This window comes from Gulosibacter sp. GYB002 (genome assembly GCF_036577665.1).
In the GTDB taxonomy this organism is placed as follows: Bacteria; Actinomycetota; Actinomycetes; order Actinomycetales; family Microbacteriaceae; genus Gulosibacter; species Gulosibacter hominis.
Genome location: NZ_JARBDD010000003.1, coordinates 41291 through 65729, shown reverse-complemented (window position 1 = coordinate 65729; position 24439 = coordinate 41291). Strand labels below are relative to the sequence as shown.

Annotated in this window: 21 protein-coding genes; 8 read left to right on the top strand and 13 right to left on the bottom strand. The window is 62.4% G+C overall.

Features of this window, described 5'->3' with window-relative positions; all coding sequences use genetic code 11:
• Positions 1 to 3: 3 nt before the first annotated feature.
• A complete protein-coding gene (locus PV375_RS02365; protein ID WP_332105988.1) occupies positions 4 to 231 on the bottom strand; it encodes a hypothetical protein in 228 nt (75 codons plus the stop codon).
• Between the two features lie 50 nt (positions 232 to 281).
• Here PV375_RS02365 and trmB point away from each other — a divergent pair, with 50 nt between their 5' ends.
• On the top strand, positions 282 to 1445 hold the full coding sequence (gene trmB, locus PV375_RS02360; RefSeq protein ID WP_332105987.1) for a tRNA (guanine(46)-N(7))-methyltransferase TrmB: 1164 nt from the start codon (positions 282 to 284) through the stop codon (positions 1443 to 1445).
• On the opposite strand, the gene PV375_RS02355 is transcribed toward trmB, so the two are convergent.
• Positions 1442 to 2965 carry an Hsp70 family protein gene (locus tag PV375_RS02355; RefSeq protein WP_332105986.1) on the bottom strand — a complete coding sequence of 508 codons (1524 nt, stop codon included), beginning with the start codon at positions 2963 to 2965 and terminating at the stop codon, positions 1442 to 1444. The two genes, trmB and PV375_RS02355, sit on opposite strands and share 4 nt — an antisense overlap.
• A gap of 156 nt (positions 2966 to 3121) precedes the next feature.
• On the opposite strand from PV375_RS02355, the gene PV375_RS02350 reads away from it, so the two are divergent.
• On the top strand, positions 3122 to 3982 hold the full coding sequence (locus PV375_RS02350; RefSeq protein ID WP_332105985.1) for a 3-hydroxyacyl-CoA dehydrogenase: 861 nt from the start codon (positions 3122 to 3124) through the stop codon (positions 3980 to 3982).
• Between the two features lie 4 nt (positions 3983 to 3986).
• Here PV375_RS02350 and PV375_RS02345 read toward each other — a convergent pair whose 3' ends face one another.
• Together PV375_RS02345 and lepA are read right to left on the bottom strand one after the other, a co-directional pair.
• Positions 3987 to 4118 carry a hypothetical protein gene (locus PV375_RS02345; RefSeq protein WP_332105984.1) on the bottom strand — a complete coding sequence of 44 codons (132 nt, stop codon included), beginning with the start codon at positions 4116 to 4118 and terminating at the stop codon, positions 3987 to 3989.
• Between the two features lie 515 nt (positions 4119 to 4633).
• Positions 4634 to 6478 (bottom strand): translation elongation factor 4, encoded by a 1845-nt coding sequence (lepA, locus tag PV375_RS02340; RefSeq protein WP_332105983.1) that lies wholly within the window; start codon positions 6476 to 6478, stop codon positions 4634 to 4636.
• 236 nt (positions 6479 to 6714) lie between these two features.
• Between lepA and PV375_RS02335 the strand changes: the two genes are divergently transcribed.
• The 5 genes from PV375_RS02335 to PV375_RS02315 all read left to right on the top strand — a co-directional run bounded on the left by PV375_RS02335 (position 6715) and on the right by PV375_RS02315 (position 10891).
• Entirely contained in the window at positions 6715 to 7155 is a 441-nt protein-coding gene (locus PV375_RS02335) for a PTS sugar transporter subunit IIA (RefSeq protein WP_311478194.1), read from the top strand.
• 25 nt (positions 7156 to 7180) lie between these two features.
• A complete protein-coding gene (locus PV375_RS02330) occupies positions 7181 to 7456 on the top strand; it encodes a PTS sugar transporter subunit IIB (protein WP_201517707.1) in 276 nt (91 codons plus the stop codon).
• A gap of 102 nt (positions 7457 to 7558) precedes the next feature.
• The gene (locus PV375_RS02325) at positions 7559 to 9127 is read left to right on the top strand and encodes a PTS ascorbate transporter subunit IIC (protein WP_332105982.1); all 1569 of its coding nucleotides are present in this window, start codon (positions 7559 to 7561) and stop codon (positions 9125 to 9127) included.
• A gap of 222 nt (positions 9128 to 9349) precedes the next feature.
• Positions 9350 to 9616, top strand: coding sequence for a 30S ribosomal protein S20 (rpsT, locus tag PV375_RS02320; protein ID WP_332105981.1), 267 nt, complete (start codon positions 9350 to 9352; stop codon positions 9614 to 9616).
• Between the two features lie 246 nt (positions 9617 to 9862).
• Positions 9863 to 10891 carry an agmatine deiminase family protein gene (locus PV375_RS02315; RefSeq protein WP_332105980.1) on the top strand — a complete coding sequence of 343 codons (1029 nt, stop codon included), beginning with the start codon at positions 9863 to 9865 and terminating at the stop codon, positions 10889 to 10891.
• A gap of 17 nt (positions 10892 to 10908) precedes the next feature.
• On the opposite strand, the gene holA is transcribed toward PV375_RS02315, so the two are convergent.
• The 4 genes from holA to leuS form a co-directional block, all read right to left on the bottom strand.
• Positions 10909 to 11931, bottom strand: a complete 1023-nt coding sequence (gene holA / locus PV375_RS02310; RefSeq protein WP_332105979.1) for a DNA polymerase III subunit delta — start codon at positions 11929 to 11931, stop codon at positions 10909 to 10911.
• A gap of 69 nt (positions 11932 to 12000) precedes the next feature.
• Positions 12001 to 14373: a DNA internalization-related competence protein ComEC/Rec2 gene (locus PV375_RS02305; RefSeq protein WP_332105978.1), complete on the bottom strand. Its 2373-nt coding sequence runs from the start codon at positions 14371 to 14373 to the stop codon at positions 12001 to 12003.
• On the bottom strand, positions 14370 to 15185 hold the full coding sequence (locus PV375_RS02300) for a ComEA family DNA-binding protein (RefSeq protein WP_332105977.1): 816 nt from the start codon (positions 15183 to 15185) through the stop codon (positions 14370 to 14372). Before PV375_RS02300 ends, PV375_RS02305 begins: the two co-directional genes overlap by 4 nt.
• A 192-nt stretch (positions 15186 to 15377) precedes the next feature.
• Positions 15378 to 17912: a leucine--tRNA ligase gene (gene leuS, locus PV375_RS02295; protein WP_332106155.1), complete on the bottom strand. Its 2535-nt coding sequence runs from the start codon at positions 17910 to 17912 to the stop codon at positions 15378 to 15380.
• Positions 17913 to 18081: 169 nt separating this feature from the next.
• On the opposite strand from leuS, the gene PV375_RS02290 reads away from it, so the two are divergent.
• On the top strand, positions 18082 to 19785 hold the full coding sequence (locus tag PV375_RS02290) for a helix-turn-helix domain-containing protein (RefSeq protein ID WP_332105976.1): 1704 nt from the start codon (positions 18082 to 18084) through the stop codon (positions 19783 to 19785).
• On the opposite strand, the gene PV375_RS02285 is transcribed toward PV375_RS02290, so the two are convergent.
• From PV375_RS02285 to PV375_RS02265, 5 genes are all read right to left on the bottom strand, one after another.
• Positions 19782 to 21449: a class I adenylate-forming enzyme family protein gene (locus PV375_RS02285; protein ID WP_332105975.1), complete on the bottom strand. Its 1668-nt coding sequence runs from the start codon at positions 21447 to 21449 to the stop codon at positions 19782 to 19784. The two genes, PV375_RS02290 and PV375_RS02285, sit on opposite strands and share 4 nt — an antisense overlap.
• Before the next feature lie 13 nt (positions 21450 to 21462).
• On the bottom strand, positions 21463 to 22242 hold the full coding sequence (locus tag PV375_RS02280; protein WP_332105973.1) for an enoyl-CoA hydratase/isomerase family protein: 780 nt from the start codon (positions 22240 to 22242) through the stop codon (positions 21463 to 21465).
• Positions 22239 to 22634 carry an acyl-CoA thioesterase gene (locus PV375_RS02275; protein WP_201612623.1) on the bottom strand — a complete coding sequence of 132 codons (396 nt, stop codon included), beginning with the start codon at positions 22632 to 22634 and terminating at the stop codon, positions 22239 to 22241. The genes PV375_RS02280 and PV375_RS02275 overlap by 4 nt, the downstream gene beginning before the upstream one ends.
• Positions 22635 to 22700: 66 nt before the next feature.
• Complete coding sequence (locus PV375_RS02270; protein WP_332105972.1) at positions 22701 to 24194, bottom strand: sodium:solute symporter family protein; 1494 nt, start codon at positions 24192 to 24194, stop codon at positions 22701 to 22703.
• A gap of 2 nt (positions 24195 to 24196) precedes the next feature.
• On the bottom strand, positions 24197 to 24427 hold the full coding sequence (locus PV375_RS02265; RefSeq protein ID WP_201612625.1) for a hypothetical protein: 231 nt from the start codon (positions 24425 to 24427) through the stop codon (positions 24197 to 24199).
• Positions 24428 to 24439 lie beyond the last annotated feature (12 nt).

Below are 24439 nucleotides of genomic sequence, written 5' to 3'. Positions count from 1 at the left end.
AGGTTAGCGCGCCCGCCGCCCTACCGGCCCCTGCCTGCACTGCTGCTGCCTGCCTGCTGCCGGCTGCTGCTGCGGATTTTTGTTTCCTGCGATCAGAGTTTTGTTTCCTGATTTTTGTTTTTTGGCTGCAAAACGCGGTATCTGGCGGGATTTGTGTGTCTCCGCGGCAACTTTTGCAGCCAGGAAACAAAGTTCAGTTCTCGGATGAGACCAGGAAACAAAAATCAGCACGGGGATGATGTCAGGAAACAAAATTCTGTAGGGCTTGGGGGCCCGGATGCATGGGCAGACTGTGCAGGGAATGCAGGGGATGTTGGGCAGGCTTTGCGACGGATGCGGCGGGTGCCGCGGATGCGACGGATGCGACGGATGCGACAGATGCGACGGGCGCGACGGGCGCGACGGGCGCGACAGATGCGACAGATGCGACGGGTGCGGCGGATGCGGCGGGTGCGGCGGGTGCGGCGGGTGCGGCGGGTGCGGCGGGTGCGACGGGTGCGACGGGTGCGGCGGGTGCGGGGAACTTCGGCGACAATAGGGGGATGCACGAGGACGCATCCCAAAATCAGCCAAAAACCGTCGCCGACAGCAAACGCCGCCAGCGAGTGCGCTCGTTCACGATGCGCGGACAGGTGCGCATGGCCAAAGACTTCGAGGATGTGCTCGCCGAACACGGCGACACCTACATCATCCCGGCACCCAAGGGCGGCGCGACCGCATCCATCGCCGAGGATGCGTTCATCGACCTGCGCGAAGCGTTCGGCCGCGATGCCGGGCTGATTGTCGAGATCGGCCCGGGAAACGGCGAACAGCTCGTGTACGCAGCACAGCAGCATCCCGAACGCAACTTTCTCGCCGTCGAAGGCTGGGGCCCCGGCGTGGCGCGCTGCGTTGCGAACGCAGCCCGCGCGGGTGTCACGAATGTGCGCGTGCTTGAGGCGGATGCAGCCCAGGCGCTACCGGTGGTGTTCGGGCTGGAAATTGTTGACGATCCGGCGTTTGTCGCCGGGGGTTTCGGGGTGACGGCCCTCGGCACCGGCAAAACCACCGGCCGCGTTGACGCGAGCCGGCCGGGGTCAGCGAATCCCCGCGCGCTCGAGGTGTGGACGTTTTTCCCCGACCCCTGGCGCAAGGCCCGGCACCACCGCCGACGCCTGGTGAGCGATCTGTTTGCAAATACGGTCGCCGGCGTGCTGCAGCCCGGTGGCGTGTGGCGGCTCGCGACCGATTGGCGCGACTACGCCTGGCAGATGCGGGATGTGGTCGAAGGCAGCGAACACTTCACCAATCCGCACGTCGGCGAGCGCCCAGACCCCGAAGACCGCGAACCCGAGCGCGGTGGCTTCGCGCCGCGCTTCGAGGGCCGGATGCTCACCCACTTTGAGCAGCGCGGCCATGACGCCGGCCGTCCGCCGCACGACATTGTCGGGATCCGTCGCAGCTAGCGCGTGCAGAGGGAATTATCCAGCCCCACACTGCGCTCGACCACATAGCCCTGATCGGGCAGCTCGATTCGGATGCTCGTGATCCCGTTCGCGTCCACCCGCACGGTTTCGATCACCTCGGGGCCGTTATCGCGACGTTCAATCTCAACACCACTCAGATCACGCCCGTCACGCAACTCGGGATCAAATGGCACCGCAATGGACGCCACCGGGGCGAGATCGCCCGTCGACTCGCCGGCAGCATCCAATGCCGCATATTCGACGTAACGGAACCAGCCAATATTGTGCGCGGCACGATAACGACGCACCGCCACAAACTCACCGTCCGGGCCCGGTTCAGCCCCCGGCAACACCAGCGGGTCGAACGCCACCTCGCGACCCGAGTCACGCTCACGGAACACCCCGATGCCGCACGAGGGCCGATCGCGCAGCCGATATCCCGAATCGGGATCGGCGGCGATCGCCAAACCAATCGCGGTGGATGCAGACGGGTACGGTGAGCGGTGCACCCGGCGGCCGAACTCCTCCCGCAGCACTCGCGGTACGAGCGGCAGCCCACTGGCACCACCCACGAGATAGATTCCGGCGATTTCGGTGTCGTGCAGCGTTGCCCGCTCGTCCTCGCCGATCAGTGGCCGCATCGCGGTGATCGTCCGCTGCACGAGGGGTTTCGTCGCTTCATAAAACTCATCCACCGGCACCGCCACATCGTCATCGTCGAGTTCGAGCACCAGTCGACGCGATTGGGGCGCGAGCCGCTCTTTTGCGGTGCGGGCTTCGTCAAGCAGCCGTCCACGCGCCCGGTCACCGAACACATCCCCGGCCCGTCCCGCATGTTCGAGCGCGAGATCAACCAACACCTCGTCAAAGTCATCGCCGCCGAGCTGCCCCACACCGAGCGAGCGCACGATCTCGTGATCGGTGCCGTTGATGCGCACCAGCGAGGCGTCAAAGGTGCCGCCGCCGAGGTCGTACACCACGAGGCTCTTGCGCTTCGAATTCAATGCGCGCGGGTGCCGGTGCGTGTATTCAAACGCCGCGGCGCTCGGCTCATTAATCAGCGCCAGCACGTTCACGCCGGCGTGACCGAATGCATCCAGTGTGAGCAGCCGTTGCGCGCTATGCGCATTGGCGGGCACCCCCACGATTGCTTCTATCGGTTCGTCGTCGCGCCCGGCCATTACCGAACTGTTGCGGATGCGGTCGGTGACGTAGCGCGCAAAGGCCAGCAGCACCTCGCCAAGCGGCCGCTGCGTGCCGCCGATCGTGACGGGGGTTTCGGAAGTGACTCGCGGCTGTGCCAGCAGACGTTTGAATGAGCGCGCCAGCAGCGGCCGCCCCTGCGCGTGTTTGAGCGCCTCCCAGCCGCAGACGATTCGGTTGCCGTCGAGCGCCACAACGCTCGGGATATGTTCGTGCAGGTCACCGTCGTGGTCGTCGATCCCCACGATCGGATAGTTGCCACGGTCAACCGCGGCAATCAGGGTTCGAGTGGTGCCGAAGTCGATTCCGAAGCGCATGCTGTCACGCTAGCAAGCGCAGGCAACGCGCGGGTGCCGCCGTAATTCGTCTCCGGTTAACCGACCTTTCAAGCACCGTCCAGAGGCCGGGAGTACCGTCGAAATTGGCAGGAGATTGCCACCGCACATCACCAATAGTTGAAAGTGAGTGTCACTATGACGAACATCCGCAAAGTCACCGTACTCGGCACCGGTGTGCTCGGATCGCAGATCGCATTCCAAACCGCCTACTGCGGATTCGAGGTGACCGCCTACGACATCAGCGACGAGGCACTCGCAACAGCTCGCCAGCGATTTGCCGGATGGGCGGCAGCCTACCGCGCCGACAACTATCCCGGCGCCGCCGAAGGCCAGGCTGATGCCACCATCGACAAGATCAAGCTCACCACCGATCTCGCTGAGGCCGCGGCGGATGCCGACCTCGTAATCGAAGCGGTTCCTGAGGTTCCGGAAATCAAGACCAGCACCTACGAGAAGCTCGCGCAGGTCGCGCCGGAGCACACGATTTTCGCAACCAACTCGTCGACGCTGCTGCCGAGCTCGTTCATGGAAGCAACCGGCCGCCCCGACAAGTTCTTGGCCCTGCACTTCGCCAACCACATTTGGCGCCTGAACACCGCCGAGGTGATGGGCACCGATAAGACCGACCCGGCTGTCTATGACACCGTCGTGGAGTTCGCGGAAGAGATCAAGATGGTGCCCATCAAGGTGCTGAAAGAGCAGCCCGGATACGTGCTGAACTCGCTGCTGGTGCCGTTCCTGAACGCTGGTGCGGGCCTGCTCGTCGGCGGCGTCGCCGATGCCGAGACCATCGACAAGACCTGGCGCATCGCAACCGGTGCCCCGCTCGGCCCGTTCCAGATCTTCGACGTGGTCGGGCTCAACACCGCCTACAACATCACATCGGCCAACCCCGCCCCGGCAGCGCAGGCATTCGCCAAGCTCCTCAAAGAGGAGTACATCGACAAGGGCAAACTCGGCCGGGAAACCGGTGAGGGGTTCTACAAGTACAACTAGCGATCTAACGCAGCGAGGGGCGCACCGCTTCGGCGGTGTGCCCCTCTCGTTCTGCTGCATTGACCGCAAGCAGTTCGGCGCCGCATTCCCCCGAAACCGCCCAGCGCCCATCCCCTTCACCCGTACTCCAAGGCAAGTGACCCTGCTATCGGCAAATGTCCCTGCTGTAGCAGGGTCTTCCCGCAGTAACAGGGTCACTTGCCGGAAGAGCGCTGCAGCGACAAGAGAGCGCTGCGGCAAGGGGCACCGCACGGCAGCAAGAGAGCGCTGCGGCAACGAAAGAGCGCTGCGACCAAAGGCGCACGCCCGTACCCTCAGCACAAGTGACCCTGTTATCGCAAAGTGTCCCTGCTATAGCAGGGTCTTTCCGCAGTAAGAGGGTCATTTGCCGGAAGAGCGCTGCGGCAATCAAAGAGCGCCGCGGCAAGGGGCACCGCACGGCAGCAAGGGAGCGCTGCTAGCAAAGCGCACGACCGTACCCACAGAACAAGTGACCCTGTTATCGCAAAGTGTCCCTGCTATAGCAGGGTCTTTCCGCAGTAAGAGGGTCATTTGCCGAGAGGGCGCCGCGGCAATCAAAGAGCGCCGCGGCAAGGGGCACCACACGGCAGCGGGGCCCCACCGAGCAGGCGCCGCGGCAGCAAGCGAAGGCTACTTTTGCTTACTCTCCACGTCGCCAGATAGCGCGGCGATGAAGGCTTCCTGTGGCACCTCAACACGGCCGACCATCTTCATCCGCTTTTTACCTTCTTTTTGCTTTTCAAGCAGCTTGCGCTTACGCGAAATGTCACCGCCGTAGCACTTGGCGAGCACATCCTTACGGATCGCGCGAATATTTTCGCGGGCAATGATGCGCGCACCAATCGCTGCCTGAATCGGCACTTCGAACTGCTGCCGAGGAATCAGCTTCCGCAGCCGCTCGGCCATCATGGTGCCGTAGCTATAGGCCTTGTCGCGGTGCACGATCGCGCTGAATGCATCCACCCGATCGCCCTGCAGCAGGATGTCGACCTTCACCAGGTCGGCAGCCTGATCGCCAACCGGCTCGTAGTCAAACGAGGCATAGCCCTGGGTGCGCGATTTCAGCTGATCAAAAAAGTCGAACACGATCTCGCCCAGCGGCAGCGTGTAGCGCAGCTCAACCCGCTCTTCCGAGAGATAGTCCATCGAAACCAGCGAACCACGGCGCGACTCGCAAAGTTCCATGACCTTACCGACGTAGTCCTTCGGCATCAAAATGGATGCACGCACCACCGGTTCCCGCACCTCAAGAATCTTGCCCTCGGGGAACTCCGACGGGTTGGTGACGTGGTGCTCTTGCTTGTCTTCGGTGATGACGTCGTAGGTCACCGAGGGCGCAGTGGTGATGATGTCGAGATCGAACTCGCGCGAGAGCCGCTCGGTAATGATTTCGAGATGCAGCAGACCCAAAAAGCCCACGCGAAAACCGAAGCCGAGCGCAACCGAAGTTTCCGGTTCGTAATTCAGCGCCGCATCCTCAAGTTTGAGTTTGTCGAGCGCCTCGCGCAGTTCGGGATAGTCGCCGGCGTCAATCGGGTAGAGCCCCGAGAACACCATCGGTTTGGGTTCGACGTATCCGGGCAGTGCCTGGTCAGCAGGCTGTGCGGCCGAAGTGACCGTGTCACCCACCTTCGACTGGCGCACATCCTTCACACCGGTGATGAGGAAGCCCACCTCACCGGTACCGAGTCCCTTCGCCGGGGTCGGCTCGGGAGAAGACACACCAATGTCGAGCAGCTCGTGCGTGCCGCCGGTCGACATCATCCGAATTTTCGCGCGGTCGGTGAGCTGCCCGTCAACCATCCGCACATAGGTCACAACGCCCCGGTACGAGTCGTAAACCGAGTCAAAAATCAGGGCGCGCGGGTCGCCTTCGGGGTCACCGTCGGGTGCCGGGATGCGGTCGACGATACGGTCGAGCAGCACATCCACGCCCATCCCGGTCTTGCCGCTCACCCGCAGCACATCGTCGGGTTCGCCGCCGAGTAGATTGGCGATCTCTTCGGCATAGCGCTCGGGGTCGGCTGCCGGCAGGTCAATTTTGTTGAGCACCGGGATGACTTCAAGATCATTTTCGAGCGCCAGATAGAGGTTCGCGAGTGTCTGCGCCTCGATTCCCTGAGCAGCATCCACCAGCAGCACCGCGCCCTCGCAGGCTGCGAGCGAGCGCGACACCTCGTAGCTGAAGTCAACGTGACCGGGGGTGTCGATCATGTTGAGGATGTAGTCATCTCCCGACACGTGCCACGGCATACGCACGGCCTGCGACTTAATCGTGATGCCGCGTTCGCGCTCGAGTTCCATCTTGTCGAGGTACTGGGCGCGCATCACGCGGTCTTCAACCGATCCGGTCAGCTGCAGCATGCGGTCGGCAAGGGTCGACTTGCCGTGATCGATGTGGGCAATGATGCAAAAATTTCGGATGCGGTCGGGTGGCGTAGCCAGCGGCTGCAAGATCTTAGGAGTGTTCGGCATGGTACCGGCCATTCTCCCATGCTTCTGATCGGAACCTCCACACGCACTATCGCGTCGCACACTGCGGCTTGGCCTGAGCAGCAAAACCAACGGAATTAACTTTGCAAATGCAAGCCTTTCTACAAAAAATTGCGGGCCGGTCGTAATTTTCTAGGCGTTTGACTACCCCAGGCTTGGCGGAGCGCCTAGAATTGGTAGTGGCTGACCGCTTCTCACCAAGTGTTCCAGGAGGTTTGATGTCTGCCGATCTACTTCCATCCACAGCAATCCGATTTGCCGTGCCAGCAGTCGACTGGCGCGCTGCCATTCAGGCCGCAGGTGATGCGCTTGTCGCCGGTGACATCGCCACCGACGCCTACACCGACGCCATGATTAAGGCCGTCGAAGATCTCGGCCCCTACATCGTTATCGCGCCGGGCTTCGCGCTCGCACACGCGCGCCCCTCAGAGCAGGTGCGTCGCACCGGGCTCAGCTGGGTGAGCCTTGCCGAACCGGTTGAGTTCGGCAGCGAAACAAACGACCCGGTCGACCTGGTGGTGGGCCTTGCCGCCCTCGACCACGACGAACACCTGCAGGTGATGGCAAAGCTCGCGGGCGTGCTCGCCAATCCCGACACGCTCGCACGACTGCGCGCATCCAACGACCCCGAACAAATTCGTTCAGCGCTGCTCGGCTAATCAGCGCCACAAGAAAGGACCCCCTATGAAAATCATCGCAGTGTGCGGCATGGGCATCGGCACCTCGGTGCTGCTCAAAATGAACATCGACCAGGCGCTCGAAGCACTCGGCGAAACCGCAGATGTTGAAGCCTCGGATATTTCGTCAGCACGCGGCGCCGCTGCCAGTGCCGATCTGGTGATGACCAGCGCCGAACTCGCACCGCAGCTCGGCGATATCGACACCCCCATCGCCGTCGTCAACAACTTCGTCGACCAAGACGAAGTGCGCGAAAAACTCGCGGCGGCACTCGACCTCTAATTGCCAGTCGGTCGCGCAGCCCGCGACCGACTCCGCCGGTGACGGCAAACCGGCTCAGCTGTACCGAGCCGAACGCTCGGACTACCGGAAAGGAATGCAGCCATGAATTGGCTCGTTGATGTCCTCGACTTCATAGGACAGCAGATTCTCAACGTGCCGGCCTATCTCGTCGGCATTATCGTGGCGGTCGGTCTGATCGCCCTGCGCAAGGGCGCCGGCCAGGTGATTGGCGGCGCGCTCAAAGCAACGCTCGGCTTTTTGATTCTCGGTGCCGGTGCCGATGTTGTGGTCGCCTCGCTTGAACCGCTCGGCGAGCTTGTGCTCGGCGTCACCGGAGCCGAAGGCGTCGTGCCCACTAACGAGGTCGTCACGGCTATGGCCGCAAAAGACTTCGGCGCCAACAGCGCCTACATCCTGGCGCTCGGCTTTTTGCTGATGCTGCTGATCGCCCGCTTCACCCCGCTGAACTATGTGTTCCTCACCGGTCACCACATGGTGTTCATGGCCATGCTGCTGTCGGTGCTCCTGTCGCTGTCGTTCGGCGCGAACGGCGGTTGGATCGCCGTGCTGATCGGTGCCGTGCTGCTGGCAATCATGATGACCGCGATGCCTGCGTTCGCGCATCCGTGGACCAAACGAGTCACCGGCAACGACACCGTGGCAATCGGTCACTTTTCGACACTCGGCTACATTGCCGCGGGTGCCGCGGGCCAGGCGGTCGGTCGCAACTCGCGCTCCACTGAAGACATTACGTTCCCGCAGGGGCTGTCGTTCCTGCGCGACTCGATGGTCGCCACCGCCCTTTCGATGGTGCTCATCTACGTGGTGTTTGCTGTCTGGGGCCTGATCGCACTCGGCCCCGACTCGTACGCGATGCTTGACGCGACCGACGGCGGCGCGTTCGTGATGGCCGCAATCAAGCACGGTCTGCTATTCGGTGTTGGTGTCTCGGTGATCCTCTACGGTGTGCGCACCTTCTTGGGTGAGCTCATCCCGGCCTTCCAGGGCATCGCCAAGAAGGTGGTTCCTGGCGCCAAGGCGGCCCTCGACATCCCGATCGTGTTCCCCTACGGCCAGAACGCCGTGCTCATCGGTTTTATCTCGTCGTTCATCGGCGGTCTGGTGATGCTGGTGCTGCTGGCCACCTGGCTTGGCCCGGCATTCGGTCTCGCACTGATTCTGCCCGGTATGGTGCCGCACTTCTTCTGTGGTGGTGGTGCCGGTGTTTACGGCAACGCAACCGGTGGCCGCCGCGGCGCGATCGTGGGTGGTTTTGTCAACGGCGTGATCATCACGATTTTGCCGGCGCTGCTCTACGCGGTGATGAACGGAGTCGCTTCGATGTTCAACCAGCAGGCACTTGCCGGCTCTACCTTCGGTGACGCCGACCTCGGCTGGTTCGGTTCGCTGATCGGTGCCGGTGTGCTCACCGGCTCGGCAGTGGCCACCGCGATCATCTCGCTGGTTATCGGCGCGGTCATCCTGGCCCTCGCCATCCTCTGGCAGGTCAAGGTGGTGAACAAGGGCTGGATGCCGGGCGAGGCCCACGCCCAGTTCGTCGCCAAAGTCAAGGCCGAACAGGCTGCCGCAGTCAAGGCCGAGCGCGAAGCAGCCAAGGCTGAACGCGCCCGCGCAAAAGACGCCGCGGCTGATGGCACAGCCGATGCCTAACCGCAGCTAATCCCCCGCGCGGTGTGGGCCCGTTATCCTTCTTGGAGACGGGCCCACACCCATTAGCGGTGACTTTCCATTCGGGGGCTTATTTCGGCCGCGCATCCTGGTAAGATGAATGCTTGGCTTACGCGTACCCCACTCGACGCGATGCGCCGCGCGGCCCCTCTACCGCAAGGTGCGAACCGAAAAACATCTATTTCGTACGAGGAAAGACTCAACGTGGCAAACATTAAGTCGCAGATCAAGCGCATTAAGACCAACCGCAAGGCAACCGAACGCAACAAGGCCCGCAAGTCGGAGCTGCGCACCGCAATCCGTCGCGTAAACGAGGCCGTTGCTGCCGGTAACTTCGAGGCCGCCCAGACCGCTCTGGCCCACGCTTCGAAGAAGCTCGACAAGGCCGTTTCGAAGGGCGTCATCCACAAGAACCAGGCCGCCAACAAGAAGTCGGCTATCGCCAAGCGCGTGAACTCGCTCAGCGCCTAAGCACGCTGCAGCTGACGGGGGGCATCATCGCGATGCTCCCCGTTTTTGTTTCGTTTTTGTGCCCGTGAGTTCAGCGGAAGATTTTGGCCCTACGATGCTCTCTCAGCCATCCTGACCCCGAAATTTTCCGCTGAACTCACCGTGTCACACAGCACGAGCACGCAACCAACCCGAGCAGGCTACGATTACTGTCAGATTCGGCTATATGCCGCCACTGGAACTTCCGTGCCGACAAAGGAGTCGTCGATGACCGCATCCCCTCTCATGCCCGCGGAATGGACCGCGCATGAACGCACCTGGATGGCTTTCCCTCCCCCGAACGACACCTTCGGTGAGCGCGGCGGCCACGATCTTGAGCGCGCCCGCACAGCATGGCTCAATGTTGCTCGCACCATCGCCAAATATGAACCGGTAACGCTCATCGTTGATCTCGGTGACGAACACGAGGCGCGCGCCCAGGTCAGTGGCGACATCGACATCGTGCTGCACCAGCTTGATGACGCGTGGCTACGCGACGCGGGCCCGAGTTTCGCTTTTGCGGGCGACGAACTGGTGGCGGTCGACTGGGTGTTTAACGGCTGGGGCGCACAGGGCTGGGCCGCGTACGAGCATGACGCGAAACTGGGGCGCTTTATTGCCGAACAGGCCGGGGTGCCGGTGGTTGATTCACCGCTCGTGAACGAGGGCGGCGGTATCCACGTTGATGGGCTGGGCACGGTGCTGCTTACAAAGACCGTGCAGCTTGATCCCGGTCGTAACCCGAACCTTACGGCGGCAGATGTGGAGCGCGAGTTCGCTCGCACTATCGGCACAACTAAGTCGATCTGGTTTGAACGCGGACTGACTCGCGACTATGACGAGTTCGGCACTCGCGGCCACGTGGATATTATTGCGAGCTTCGCGGGTGAGGGCCGGGTACTCGTACACGACCAGCGCGACCGCGCGCATCCCGATCATCTGGTGAGTGAGCAGCTGCTGGCGACGCTGCGCGATGCGGTGGATGCGCGCGGTGAGCGGCTCGAGGTGATTCCGGTTCCGGCCCCCAAGACGCTGCGCGATAACCACGGCTGGGTCGACTGGTCGTACATCAACCACTATGTGTGCAATGGTGCGGTAATTCTGTGCGCGTTCGATGACGAGAACGATGCGGTCGCGGCAGATATTTTGCAGCGCTGCTATCCCGATCACGTGATCGAGCTCGTGGATGCCCGCGATATTTTCGCTTTCGGCGGCGGCATTCACTGCATCACGCAGCAGCAGCCGCGCCGGCGATAGCGACGCGGGGCGTAGGGCTACAGCTCTCGCGCGGCCACTTTGCGGACGAGTCGTTCAACCGCAAATTCGGGGTCGCGCGAGAGCCCTTTCACCATGTGATCGGTTTCGGCACAGAGCATGATGGCGTGCCCGAGCTGCACCTCGGTGAACCCCGCGAGGTTGCGGCGGGCCTGCCCGACCTGCCAGGGCGCCGCACCCACCTGCGAGGCGAGCTGTGCATCCGTGCCGGCAAGCCCGGCAACTTTTGCCATCAGCCGCAGCTTCATCGCAATCGCCGCCACGATCGGCACCGGGTTGACTCCGGTGTCGAACCCGGCACGCACGAGGCTCAGCGCCTGCGCCAGCTGCCCGGCGATAGTGGCATCAGCGATCTTGAACCCGGTGGTTTCGACCCGGCCGCCGTAGTAGCGTTCAACCAGCTCGGCGCTGATCTCGCGATCGTCACTCAGCGCCATTAATTGCCGGCAGGCGGCGGCGAGCTCGGCGAGGTCGTTGTTAAACGCGGCCACGAGGGATGCGGCGGCCTGTGGCTGGATGCGTCGCTGCTGCGCTCGAAACTCGGTCACTACAAACTCGTGCAGCTCGTGTGCTTTTGGCGTGACACAGTTGATTTCGACGAACCCGGCGTTGGCGCGCACGAGATCGAGCAGTTTTTTGCCGCGCACCCCCGACTCGTGCCGCAGCACCACAACGGTGCTCTCCACGGGATTTGCCACGTAGTCAAGCGCCTCTTGCAAAAACTCGTCGGCGCACTGGTGCACGCCCTCGCACACCACCAGCCGCGGCTCCATAAATAGCGACGGGCTCACCAGGGTGGTCAGTTCGCCCGGCGCATACGAGCTGGCATCGATTTCTGAGGTTTCAAGCGCGGGGTCGGCGGCGCGCAGCTGGGCGCGAATCGAGGTCACCGCTTCGCTGGCAAAAAAATCTTCGGGGCCCGAAACGAGCATCACCGGCGCGATCTCAGGCGCACGCCAGCTGCCCTGAGCAATAGCGGTTTTTGCTCTGCCTCGACCGCCCTGCTTTGCTCGTGCTGCCACCAGCACCTCCCCCACTACATGTGACAGCTTCAACTCTACGTTGTCGCGACTCGCGGCTGCGGTTCGCGGCTAACCGCAGCAACCGGTTCTTTCCCGGCGCTCGGCCCAAATCTGCAGCTGCCCATGCTGCTCATACACCGCGAAACTGCCGCGCTGATCGGTGCGCAGCCACGGCGTACCCGCAGCCTCGAGCGCCGCGAACGCCTCACTCGTGGGGTGCCCGTACGAATTATCGGCACCCACCGAAATGAATGCCAACCGGGCACGCACCTGCGAGGTGAGTTCGGCCGACTGGTCGGCTGAACCGTGATGCGACACCTTCAACAGGTCGGCCCGCAGCGATGGCCACTGTTTTGCGATCGCCCGCTGTCTCGTCTCCCCCGCATCCCCGAGCAGCAACAGCGAGTAGCATGCCTGCCGGCACGACTGGTTGGGCCGCGCGAGCACCACGAGGCTGCCGTCATTATCTTTTGTGCGCGACGGCGCCGCACCGCGCCGCTTGGGCGATAGCACCTGCAGGTCGAATTCGCCGCGGCGCTGCTGATCCCCCGCTGCAGCGAACCGCACGAGCACGCCTCGCGAGTGCAGCAGCTGGGTATCCGGCTCGACGCGTGCCTGCTCAGTATCGGGCACCCAGGCTTCACGCACGGGCACCGTGAGCTCGCGCAGCGCACCGATATGATCACGGTCGAAATGGCTCACGATGAGCAGGTCGATTTCGGTCACCGCGAATCGTTCCAAACAGGATGCGAGCAGGTCAATACTTTCGCCGGTGTCAATCAGGATGTGCCTGCCGTCCGATTGCAAAAGCAGCGCATCCCCCTGCCCCACATCGCACACCGCAACCCGCCAATTTTGCGGCAGATCGCGTCGCAACACCGCAACACCAAATGCCACGCCGGCGGCGGCGATCACGACGGCCGCGCTCAACCCGAAAGCGACGAGCTGCCGCAACAGCCGCGCGCGTTTGCCTCCCGGTGGTTTTTGCACCACGACCACCACCGCCGCTATCAGCAGCACGAAAAGCAGTGCGCCGGCCGCTCCCGGCAGCCAGGGCACAGTTGCCAGCGGAAACCCGGCCACCGCCTGCGCTACGAGCCCGATCCACTGCGCCGGCAGCCACGCCACCCAGAGCAGCACCATCCCCAGTGGCGGCACAAGCGCCCCGATCAGGCACCCCAGCAGACCGGCAACGGTGGCAAGCGGCGCGGCAGGGGCTGCGAGCAAGTTCGCCAGCACCCCGTAGGTTTGCACCTGCGGATCGAGCAGCAACAGGATGGGCTGGCAGGCTAATTGCGCTACAAGCGGCACCGCTATCAACAGCGCAATCGACGGCGGTAGCCATCGTTCGAGCAGCCGCTGTGCGGGTCGAGTGCCGAGCAGAAGACCGGCAGTGGCTGCGCTTGACAGCGCAAAGCCGTAGTCTCGTGCCAGCCACGGGTCGGCGGCCAGCAGCACAATGACCGCCAGCGCGAGCACCGGCACCCCGCTCACCGGACGAGATACGGCGTCAACCGCGAGCACGATGAGTCCCATCGCGGCGGCGCGAATAACCGAGCCCTGCGGGGTGACGAGCAGCACGAACAGGGCCAGCGCCAGCGCGGCCACGCCAAGTCGAACCGCTCGTGGCCACGCTGCCAGCCGGCCGAGCGCGAGCATCCCGGCCACAATGAGTGCAATATTCGAGCCGCTTACCGCGGTGAGATGGCTGAGCGATGCCACTCGCATATCGTCATCGAGCGCGTCATTCACGAGCCGCTCATCCCCCACCGCGAGCCCCGGCACGAGCATATTGCCGGGTCCCGGTAGCGGCTGTGCGGCCGCCAAAAATTGACCGCGCAGCAGATCGCCAGCTTCCAGCAGCGGGTGCGGCCGGGCAACCATGTCGGCCGGTTCGCGCGCAAATACCAGTGCGACAACGCGGTCGCCCGGGTCGGCAAGCTGCAGATTCCCGCGAAGCGAAATGAGCGCACCAATCGGAGGTGGTTCGTCATCGCCGGTGGGGACGAAAAGCAGCACCGGCGCAGCCACCGCCTCGTCATTGAGTGCCACCAATTGCGCTCGAAGCCGCACCGATGCGCCGCTGGCTCGCGGCAGCGCGGTGACCGTGGCCGCGATCTGCGCCGGTTTTCCCACTGCCGCCGACTCCTGCACCGCGTCGGGGAGCCGCTCGGCCCCGCGTACGGCCGCGGAGGTCGATACGAGTGCCGCGGCGCTGAGTGCGAGCACGAGCATCGCGCCCGCTGCCCGCCACTGCGGCCGTCTCGCCGCGATAGCGATCGCGAACGTGACAAGCAGTGCGCTGCCAAGGCCAAGCGCAGTCGCCAGCTGCGGGTCGGTGACCGCCACCGCTGCGGCGATCCAGGCTGTCACGGCAGCGGGAAGCAGCCGCAGATCAGGGCCGCCGGGCGCCGATGCGGCCGGTTCCAGGCGATCGTTCATACGGTGACCAGTTCGCGCAGCCCATCGAGTGTCGCCTCACCAATACCGGGAACATCGGTGAGCTCATCAACCGAAGTGAAGGGACCGTTGGCGGTGCGATAGTCAAGGATGCGTTGCGCCATTGCCGGCCCGATGCGTGGGAGCGTTTCGAGTTCGGCCGCGGTTGCAGTGTTGAGGTTCACCGGGCCGCCGCTGGAGCCACCGCCCGCCCCGCTGCCGGCACCGGGGCCGCCGTCAACCGGCGCATCCGCGGCAGGCGGGCGCGTCTCGCCCACCGCAGTCACGTACACCTGTTCGCCGTCGGTGAGTTTGCGGGCAAGATTCATGCTGCCGGTATCCGCCCGTTCCGTGAACCCGCCGGCTACCGACACCGCATCCACCACGCGAGACTCGGCGGCGAGTTCGTACACACCGGGCTGCTCCACCTCGCCGAGCACATGGACAAGCAACCGCGGCGCCTCCGCACCGGCGAAATCGCTATTCGGGGCACCGCCCGATGCCGGGGCGGCTATGGTTTCAAGCGCTGGCAGTCCCTCGGCGGCACGCGGCTGCAGGGCAACCATGAGCACCACGACCGCGGCCACCACCAGCGCGATCACTACGGTGCCGCCGAACGACACCCGCAGTCGGGGCCGCTCGGGTGCCCCGAACAGCGCATCCAAATCGACTGCGGCCACCGGGCTGGAGCGTTCGGCCCCTTCGGTCTCGACAGTGCTGCCACTCTCGACAGCGCTGCCGCTCTCAGAAGGGCAACCGCTCTCGGTAGTGCCGCTGTCGGTGCTGCGCACTTTGGATGCATCGCCGGTGTTCATGGCCGTGAACCTAGCGTTTTCATCCCGCCAGCGATTGCCAGCTGGAGGTCGCTGTGGATAAGCCACCGTTCACAGCAACACCGGGCGGGCGGCGACCACGGCGCCAATACCGTCCAAAAGTACTGCCAGCAAGGCCGCCAGAAACGAGTGTGGGGCACAGCATCCGCTGCACCCCACACCCACCGGTCAGGTTTAGACGACGATGTTCACAAACTTCGGCGCCTTCACAATCACCTTGCGAATCTCCTGATCACCAACCACCCGCTTAGCGCCGGCGGATTCGAGCGCGAGTTCCTGCAGCTCGGCGTCGCTGATCGATGGCGATACCTCGAGCCGGTCACGCAGCTTGCCGTTCACCTGTACCACCGCCGTCACCGACTCTTGCACGAGCAGTTCGGGGTCGGCCTCGGGCCAGATCACCTTGGCAACTGACGGCTCGTGGCCGAGCGCCTCCCACATATCCTCTGCGGTGTAGGGCGCGAACATGTCGAGCACCATGGCGATTGCCTCGGCGGCCTCGCGCACGGCGGGGTCGGCGGCACCGGGACCCGAGTCGATTGCTTTGCGGGCCGTGTTGGTGAGCTCCATGATGCGGGCAATCACCACGTTGAATTTAAACGTTTCGGCAAGCTTCGGCACTTCGTCCCAAAAGCGCGCCACCGCGCGACGCAGCTCGCGGTCGCCGGATGCAAAATCGCAGCCGGGTTCGCTGGCCACATCCTGTGCCACACGCCAGGCGCGAGCGAGGAACTTGCCCGAACCGGCAACTGAAACGTCCTTCCAGTCGACGTCCTCTTCGGGAGGTGAGGCGAACAGCATCGTGGTGCGCACGGCATCCACACCGTGTGCCGCCAGCTCGTCGCTCAACAGCACGGTGTTGCCCTTCGACTTCGACATTTTCGCGCCGTCGTAGATGACCATGCCCTGGTTCATCAGCGCCGAGAACGGTTCGTCAAAGTCGACATAGCCCAGATCGAACAGCACCTTGGTGATGAACCGGGCATACAGCAGGTGCAAAATTGCGTGCTCAATACCGCCGATGTACTGGTCGATCGGGGCCCAGCGTTTGGCGGCTGCGGGGTCGAATGCCTGCGTGTTGTCGTTCGGCGAGAGGAAGCGCAGGAAGTACCACGACGAATCAACGAAGGTGTCCATCGTGTCGGTGTCGCGCACGGCCGGTTTACCGTCCGGGGTCTGCGTGGTCTTCCACTCGGTTGCGGCGCCCAGTGGCGAGGTGCCCTTGGGTTTCAGGTCGAGTCCTTCACCATCGGGCAGCAGCACCGGCAGCTGGTCTTCAGGAACGAGCAGCTCGTTGCCGTCTTCGTCATACATCACCGGGATGGGTGTGCCCCAGTAGCGCTGACGCGAAATCAGCCAGTCGCGCAGGCGGAAATTCTTGGCGACACGGCCGGTGCCTCGCTCCCCCAGCACCTCGATTGCCTTGGTGATCGCCTCGGTCTTGCGCAGACCGTTCAACGGGCCCGAGTTGACGAGCACACCATCGCCGGTGGTGGCGACACCGGTTACTGCCGGATCAACCTCGGCAAACGAAAGTGCGGTGCCGTCTGCATCCTTCGGGGCATCCTCGCCCTGGGTGATGTCGACGACAACCCGCACCGGCAGATCGAAAGCACGCGCGAATTCAAAGTCGCGGTCGTCGTGCGCCGGCACCGCCATGATCGCACCGTGACCATAGTCTGCGAGCACATAGTCGCTGGTCCAGATGGGCAGCCGTTCGCCGTTCAGCGGGTTGATACCGTAGCGTTCGAGAAAAAGCCCGGTCTTGGGTCGCTCAGTGCTCTGCCGGTCGATTGCGCCGAGTTTCTGGGTTTCGTCGAGGTAGGCCTCGAACTGTGTCTGCACCTCGTGCGAGGCTCCGGCGGCGAGTTCGGCAGCCAGCTCGCTATCGGGGGCGACCACCATGAAGGTGGCACCGTAGAGCGTGTCGGGACGGGTGGTGAACACGGTCACCGGTTCGTCGCGGCCCTCGATCACGAAGTCGACGTCGGCGCCGTGCGAGCGGCCGATCCAGTTGCGCTGCATGGTGAGCACTTTGGCGGGCCAGCGTCCCTCGAGCTTGTCGAGGTCGTCGAGCAACCGGTCGGCGTAGTCGGTGATGCGCAGGAACCACTGGGTGAGTTTTTTCTTCACCACGATTGCGCCCGAGCGCTCCGAGGTGCCGTCGGCAAGCACCTGCTCGTTGGCGAGCACGGTCTGGTCGACCGGGTCCCAGTTGACGAGCGATTCTTTGCGATAGGCCAGGCCCTTGCGATACATCTGCTGGAACAGCCACTGGTTCCAGCGGTAATACTCGGGGTCGGAGGTGTGAATCACCCGGTTCCAGTCGAAGCTGGCCGCGTAGCGGCGCATCGAGTCGCGCTGCTGAGCGATGTTGCCGTAGGTCCAGTCGCGGGGTTCACCGCCGCGTTTAATGGCCGCGTTTTCGGCAGGCAGACCGAATGAGTCCCAGCCGATGGGGTGTAGCACGTTGAAGTCGCGGTGGCGCCAGTAGCGTGCCACCGCATCGCCGAGCGCGTACTGTTCGGCGTGCCCCATGTGCAGATCGCCCGAGGGGTAGGGGAACATGTCGAGCACGTACTTGCGCGGCCGGTCATCGTCCTCGTCCTTCGCGGCGAACGGCTGCAGTTCGTCCCACACCGGGAGCCACTTGGCTTCGAGGTGCCGGAAGTCGTAGCTGTTGCGGTCGTCGTCACGCTCAGCGGTCACTGCACTCACTTCTTTCGTGATGGGTTTGTTTGCCAACCTCCCTATCGTAGCGGCGCAGCACAAAGACGAGATGCGTCCGACTTGAGTGCCTAACTGCTGCAAGGCGCACCGGCATCGCTCAGCGGCTAAGGTCGTGTGCAACAACGCCGTTTCTTTTATGACAACCATCATGACCAAAGCCGACCAAGTTGCCGCGCCTTACGACGCGATGTTCGACACGCTGCAAACGCTCGCAAATCTCGACGACCCAATCGCAGCCCTGCGCAGCCTCCTGCGGGGACTGTGTGCTGAGGTCGACGCACCTTTCGCGGTGTTGGCAGTTAAGGATGCACCGCGACAGCTGATGCGGATCACTTCGGTGCACGGCACCCGCAGCGGTGAAATCATCGGCCTCGAGTTCCCAGTGGGCACCGGTTTGCTCGGAAAGGTTTGTGTCACCGGTCGAACTCAGGTGTTAGTCGATTACGCCGACTCAGTCACGATCGACCGGGCACCTGAACTCGAAGAAGCCGCCATAAGTGAAGAGCTCATGAGTGCCCTGAGCGTGCCGATTAGCGCGCGCGGCCGCACCCTCGCAGCACTAATGGTCGGTTCTCGGTCTCAGCGTGAGTGGTCCGCATCTGAAATCGCTACCACTGAGCGCTACGCCGCAGCTATTGCGGTGATAACTCGTCACTATTTCACCGATCGCGGGGAGCCCTCAGGCGAGGCGCCAGGCGCGTGGCATCGATTCATTAATGCGCGCCGATGGCAAGCGATTCACGGCGGCAAGCCGGGCGAGTTTTGGGATGCGCTTGAAAATCGGTTGGGTGCGTCGGTGACGTTTCTCACGGCTGACGGCGGCATTGAGGGACATCGGCTGCCGAAGTCGGCGGTCACGGATGCTTGGAAGCTTTCGGCGGGTTTTGACCGGGCGGTGCTGACCCGGGAAACCTGCACCGTTGAGTTTGATGATCAGATCGCCTGGCTGCATCGAGTGGATGTACAAGACACTCTGCACGGCGTGCTGTCGATTTGGAAGCCGCGCGGCACAGCTCCACTTTCTCACTATCAGCTGGCCGATTGCGCGTTTGTTACCTCGCTCTATCTAACAATTGACCGGCTACACACGATTGCAGCGCAGCGCTGGGAACTGCTGCTGCTCGAGCAATTGCTCAGCGGCGCGAGCGATGATGCAACCGATCGTTTGCAGCGGTACGGGCTGCGTGAAGATGAACCGTGCACTGTCGTTTGCATTGATGTGGCCGAATCTGCGCTCCAGCGCGCACAGCGGCTAGTGGCCCGTGAAATCCGTTATCAGCGCCCGTTGATCGCGCTTCATCGCTCACACGTGTGCATCGTGCTGCCGGGCGGCATCAACACGGAGCGGCTCGACCAGCTCAATAACGTGCTCACCGAGCACGGCATTGATGCGTTGATTGCCGCCGAAGAGGCAAGCACCGGCCCCACGCAGTTGCGGCAGGCGCACGAAGTGGCGCGCACGCTCAACTATTCACAACGCGCGCTGGGGCGTGATTCGGGAGTTGCTACCACGAGCGTGTTTGGTATTACCGGGCTGCTCTTTAGCGCGACCAATAGCTCGCTCCTCAACCGAATTGTGCGCTCTCGCCTGGGGCGGCTCATCGACTACGATGCCGAGCGCGGCACCGATCTCGAATTCACTGCCTGGACCTATTTGGCCGGTGGCCGCCAAGCTGCCGCAGCGGCAAAACAATTGCATATCCACCAAAACACGCTGCGCCAGCGACTCGAGCGCATTGATGAGCTGCTTGGAAATACTGAGTGGCGTGAGGCGCCGTACTCGTACGAGATGTTCCTCGCACTCGAAGCACGGCGCCTCACCAGGGGGGCCAATTCATCCGGCCCAAATTAATCGTCGCCGTTGCGTTCCTCGGCAATCTGATCGCGCAGGATGCGTCGCAGCAGCTTCCCGGTGGAGGTTTGCGGTAGCGAATCCACAAACCGCACCTCACGCGGATATTTGTAGGCCGCCATATGTTCGCGACTCCAGGCAACGAGTTCTTTTTCGGTCACCGTTGCATTGGCAGTGGGCACGACAAACGCCATGACGCTTTCGCCACGCACCGGATCGGGAACACCAATCACTGCGACAGCCGACACATCCGAGTGCCGGGCCAAAAACTCCTCAACCTCTTCGGGGAAAACTGAAAATCCATTGCACTTGATCATTTCTTTGTTCCTCCCCTGGAAGTACATGAAGCCGTCCTCATCGAACCGGCCGATGTCGCCTGAGAAGTACCAGCCGTCCTGTTTACTCGCGGCGGTTGCTTCCTCACGCCCGAGATAGCCTTTGAACACGCTGCGGCTGCGAACAACGATTTCTCCGATCTCACCAACCGGCACTGGCTGGGAGCGGTCTTCGAGACTGCGAATTTCAATCTCGGTCTCGTAGGTGGGCTTGCCCACACTCCCCCAGCGGTATTCGTCGAGTCGCTGCATCGTGTCAGCAGTGTGAGTTTCACTCATACCGTAGGCAAATTCAATAAATGGCACGCCTGCCATTTGCTGCCAACGGTTTGAAAGCTCTTCAGTAACCTGCAGGCCGAAACTTGTCCCGATCGAGCCGCGGAGCGAGTCGAGCGAGTAGCGACCGTCTTCGTTGTGCTCGAGCATTTGAATGTTCATGATCGGTGTGGTGTAGGTGAAAGTCACACCGGCATTTTCGATTACTTGCAGCATGGTGTCTGGCTCGAATCGGGCGATGATCGCCATGGTGGCGCCGGCCATTATCGGCGCGTTCATCCCAACTAGCATTCCGGCGATGTGGAAGATTGGCATGACAGCCAGCACCACATCGTCAGGCGTGAGTTCATAGGTGCGCACCAGGCAAGCCGTCTTGAACTCAACATTTTCAAATGTGAGCATCGCACCCTTGGGCTTTCCGGTGGTGCCCGAAGTGTACATGAGCAGGCTCACATCCTCATGCATATCGAAATCGACCTTGAGCCGTTCGGGGTCGATTGCAATTGACTCGTCGGTCAGGATGCTCATCAGCGGAATTGCCGAGGCCAGCACTGCCGCGTGGTCTCCCGCGCTGCGTACGAACTCACCGGCGATACCCTCGGGAATAACGCCCTCCGGCAGAAAATCCTCATATGACGAGAGCACCACGGTTTCGACACTGGTGCGATCCGCGATTGCTGCAAACCGCTCAAACAGCTCGTCGAGCACAAAGATGGCTTTTGCCTTGGTGTCGCCGAGCTCAAATTCGAGCTCCCATTCTTTGAACATTGGGTTGCAGGGGGCCACCATGGCGCCAATTTTTTGCGCAGCAAAGTGCGCGATCACATATTGCGGGGAGTTCTGCATGTACAGCGCGACGCAGTCGCCCTTGCGAACACCGCGGTCGAGCAAAAAAGTGGCAAGCCGGTCGGTTGCTTCATCAAGCCAGCCGTAGCTGTAATTGCGACCGTAGAACGTGATTGCAGTGTGGTCTGGGTTGCGTTTCGCGTGGTCGCGGAGATACTCGTGAATCGGCTTTTCGAGGGTCAGCGAACCGGTCAGTTCTGTGGTCATTTCACTACCTCATTCATTTTCCGGAAAATTCTGGGTCACGTTTTTCGGCGAAGGCCTGTTTGCCTTCGGCAAAGTCTTCAGTGAGCGACGACTCCACTGTCGCTGCCACCTGCATTGAGAACGCGGCAGCTTGGCCCGAGTCGGCACCGAGATGGAGTGCTCGTTTCATGGCACCGATCACGGTGGTGGGCCCCGCTGCGAGCGCGACGGCCCGGTTGCGAGCCACGCGATGCACCTCATCGGGCTCGCAAAGCTGCGCTACCGCACCCGCTCGTTCAAGCTCGGCGATATCTGCCATGCGGCCGGTAAACAGTAGGTCGGCCGCATAGTGGTAGTTCACCGCACGAGCCAGCAGTACAGTGCCGGCAGCGATCCCTCGCTTCACAAATGGCAGGGAGATGAGACTGCCACGGGCCGCCACAATGACATCCGAGGCAAGGGCGATTTCAAGCCCCGCCCCCATCGCATATCCGTGAATGGCACAGACGATTGGTTTGGGCAGTTCCTGCGCTGCCCGCACAATCTGCGGATAGCCGACCGCATATTCGATGAATGGGTTGGGATGCAGCGGGTGCGCGTCAGTGCCCATATTTTTCAGATCATCACCGGCACAGAATGCTTTCCCGGCTCCTGAAATCAACACGGCCCGCACCTCTGGCTGGTGTGCCGCATCTCGAAGCGCCGTCACAATCGCATTGATCATTGAGTTTTCGAGCGCATTACGAGCCTCAGGCCGGTTCAGTGTGATCTCGAGTACGCCGTCGCGAATCTCAGTGGTAACCCGCGTCGTCATGATGTTTTCTCCTGGAGGTGCTCTTCGAGTGCGCGACGCTGTTCATCGCTGATTGGGCAGCTGCGCTGGGTGAAGTGGTCGAAGTTGACGTAGGTGGCTTCGTTTCGAACGCAAACTTCGCCATCTTGAACGAGTTCTTCAACAAGCGTGAGACTCGAACGGCCGATGCGTTTCACCCAACCACGCACCTGCGCCGGACGCCCGTAATAGGTTTGCCGCTGGTACGACAGGTTGAGCGCCACGACCACCATGTGCCAGTTGTCAAAGTCGAGGTCCGGGTTAAAAATTCGGAAGATCGGCGTCCGTGCCGCCTCAAACCAGACGGGCATCACGGTGTTGTTAATGTGGCCGAGCGCGTCTGTCTCGGAGACCTTTGGGTCGATATCCAGCACATACATTTTGGGGTGGGGCCCGGCCGGTTCACGACCGGGCCCATTTCCTTTCAAACGACGTTGTAGCTAACCGGAGATTTCCTCAAACTCGCGCTCGTGGGCAACTTCCACGCGGCGCATGTCTTCCCTGGTTGGCGGTGCGGTAAGCAGGGTGACCACCACCATGCAAATCAGCGACACCGGCAGCGAGTAGATGATCTGCTCGAGGCTGGCCATCTTGTAGCCAAACCACTGCTCGATCGGTCCCCACAGCAGGAAGAGATACGTGAACCCGCCGCCGATGACCGCCGCGAGCGCGCCAGGGGTGTTCGACCGCTTCCACCATAGACCGAGCACCGTCGGCCAGAACAGGCACGAGGCGAGCAGTCCCATCGCTGCCGTGTACAACAGCGTCAAGAACTCGGGCGGGTTGAAGGCAAGCAGCAGCGTGGCCGCACCAAACACCAGCACGCTGATTGAAATGATGCGCTTTTGTTGGCGCGGCTCGATATCGGGCTTGATGGTGCCGATGAAGTCGTAGGCGAACGCTGCGGCCAGGCCGAGCAGCATGGCGCTCACCGAACTCATCACCGCGGCAAAAATGCCCGCGTAAGCAATACCGACGAACCACACCGGCATGGTCTCTTCCAGGAAGATCAGGAATGCGGCATCGTTATCGGGCAGTGCTTCGCCGTTATTGAGCACGATGGTGGCCGCAACAACAAAAATCGTGGTGAGAATACCGGTGATCACGTAGAGGCCGAGTCCGAGCGTGAGCGAGGCACGACCGGTGCGTTCGTCTTTGGCTGCGAACACGCGCATCACAGTGTGTGGCAGGACCGCCACCACGGTTGCCCACACCAGGAAGCCGCCGATATAGGCGGGCACTGGCAGCGCGCCCTCAGCACTCCAGGCGGGCAGCAGCGTTTGTGCGTGCTGGTAGATCGCGGTGGGGCCACCGTCAATGGCGAACATGGCGGTGAATCCGGCCACGACCACGACACTGATCATGATCAGGCCCTGCATGAAGTCGGTGAGGGTGACGGCTTTCATACCGCCCCAGAAGGTGTAGAAGATGTACACGCAGCCGACCACGAGCAGCGACACCCAGTAGGGCACGCCGAGCAGCCGCTCGCCGAGGATACCGCCGACCTTCATCTGTGCCACAAGGTAGGCGGTGAGGGTCCCCATCACCACCAGCGGGACCAGCAAGTTGAGGACTTTACCGGGGAAGCGCACCTTGAGCAGCTCAGGCACAGTATTGACATTCATGTTCCGCAGCGTCTTTGCCAGAAAGAATGTGGTGATCATGTACCCGACCGTCACACCCGCGTTGTAGGCGGCCAGGTAGCCCCAGCCTTGCGCGTATGACAGACCCATATTGCCGAGCATGGTGCCGCCGGTTGCGAATGCGGCGAAGATGGCAAAACCATTCACCCAAAATCCGGCCTTGCCGTCGCCGGTGAGGTATTCACGAGCGGTGCCCTTTTTCATCGTGCGACGCGACCAGATGCCGATCCCGATGACGATGAGCATGTAAATGATGAGGATGATGAGCGGGACAGTGTTGATTTCAGCCATGATTAGTTCTCCCGTTCAGCACGGCGACGACTTACGAAGCGGTCGCCAATAAGCAGGATGACACCCAGCACCTGCATCACGGTGAGGATGATGGAGCTCAGCGTGGTGGTGCCGATGAGTGTGGTAAAGGCCCAGGGGCCAAGCGCGATCACCGCGAGCACCAGCATGATGCTGATCGCGATGATCCGATAGGGTGCGGCTTTGAAAAAGCCCGACTCCGTTGTCGGTTCCATTGTCTTGCCTTT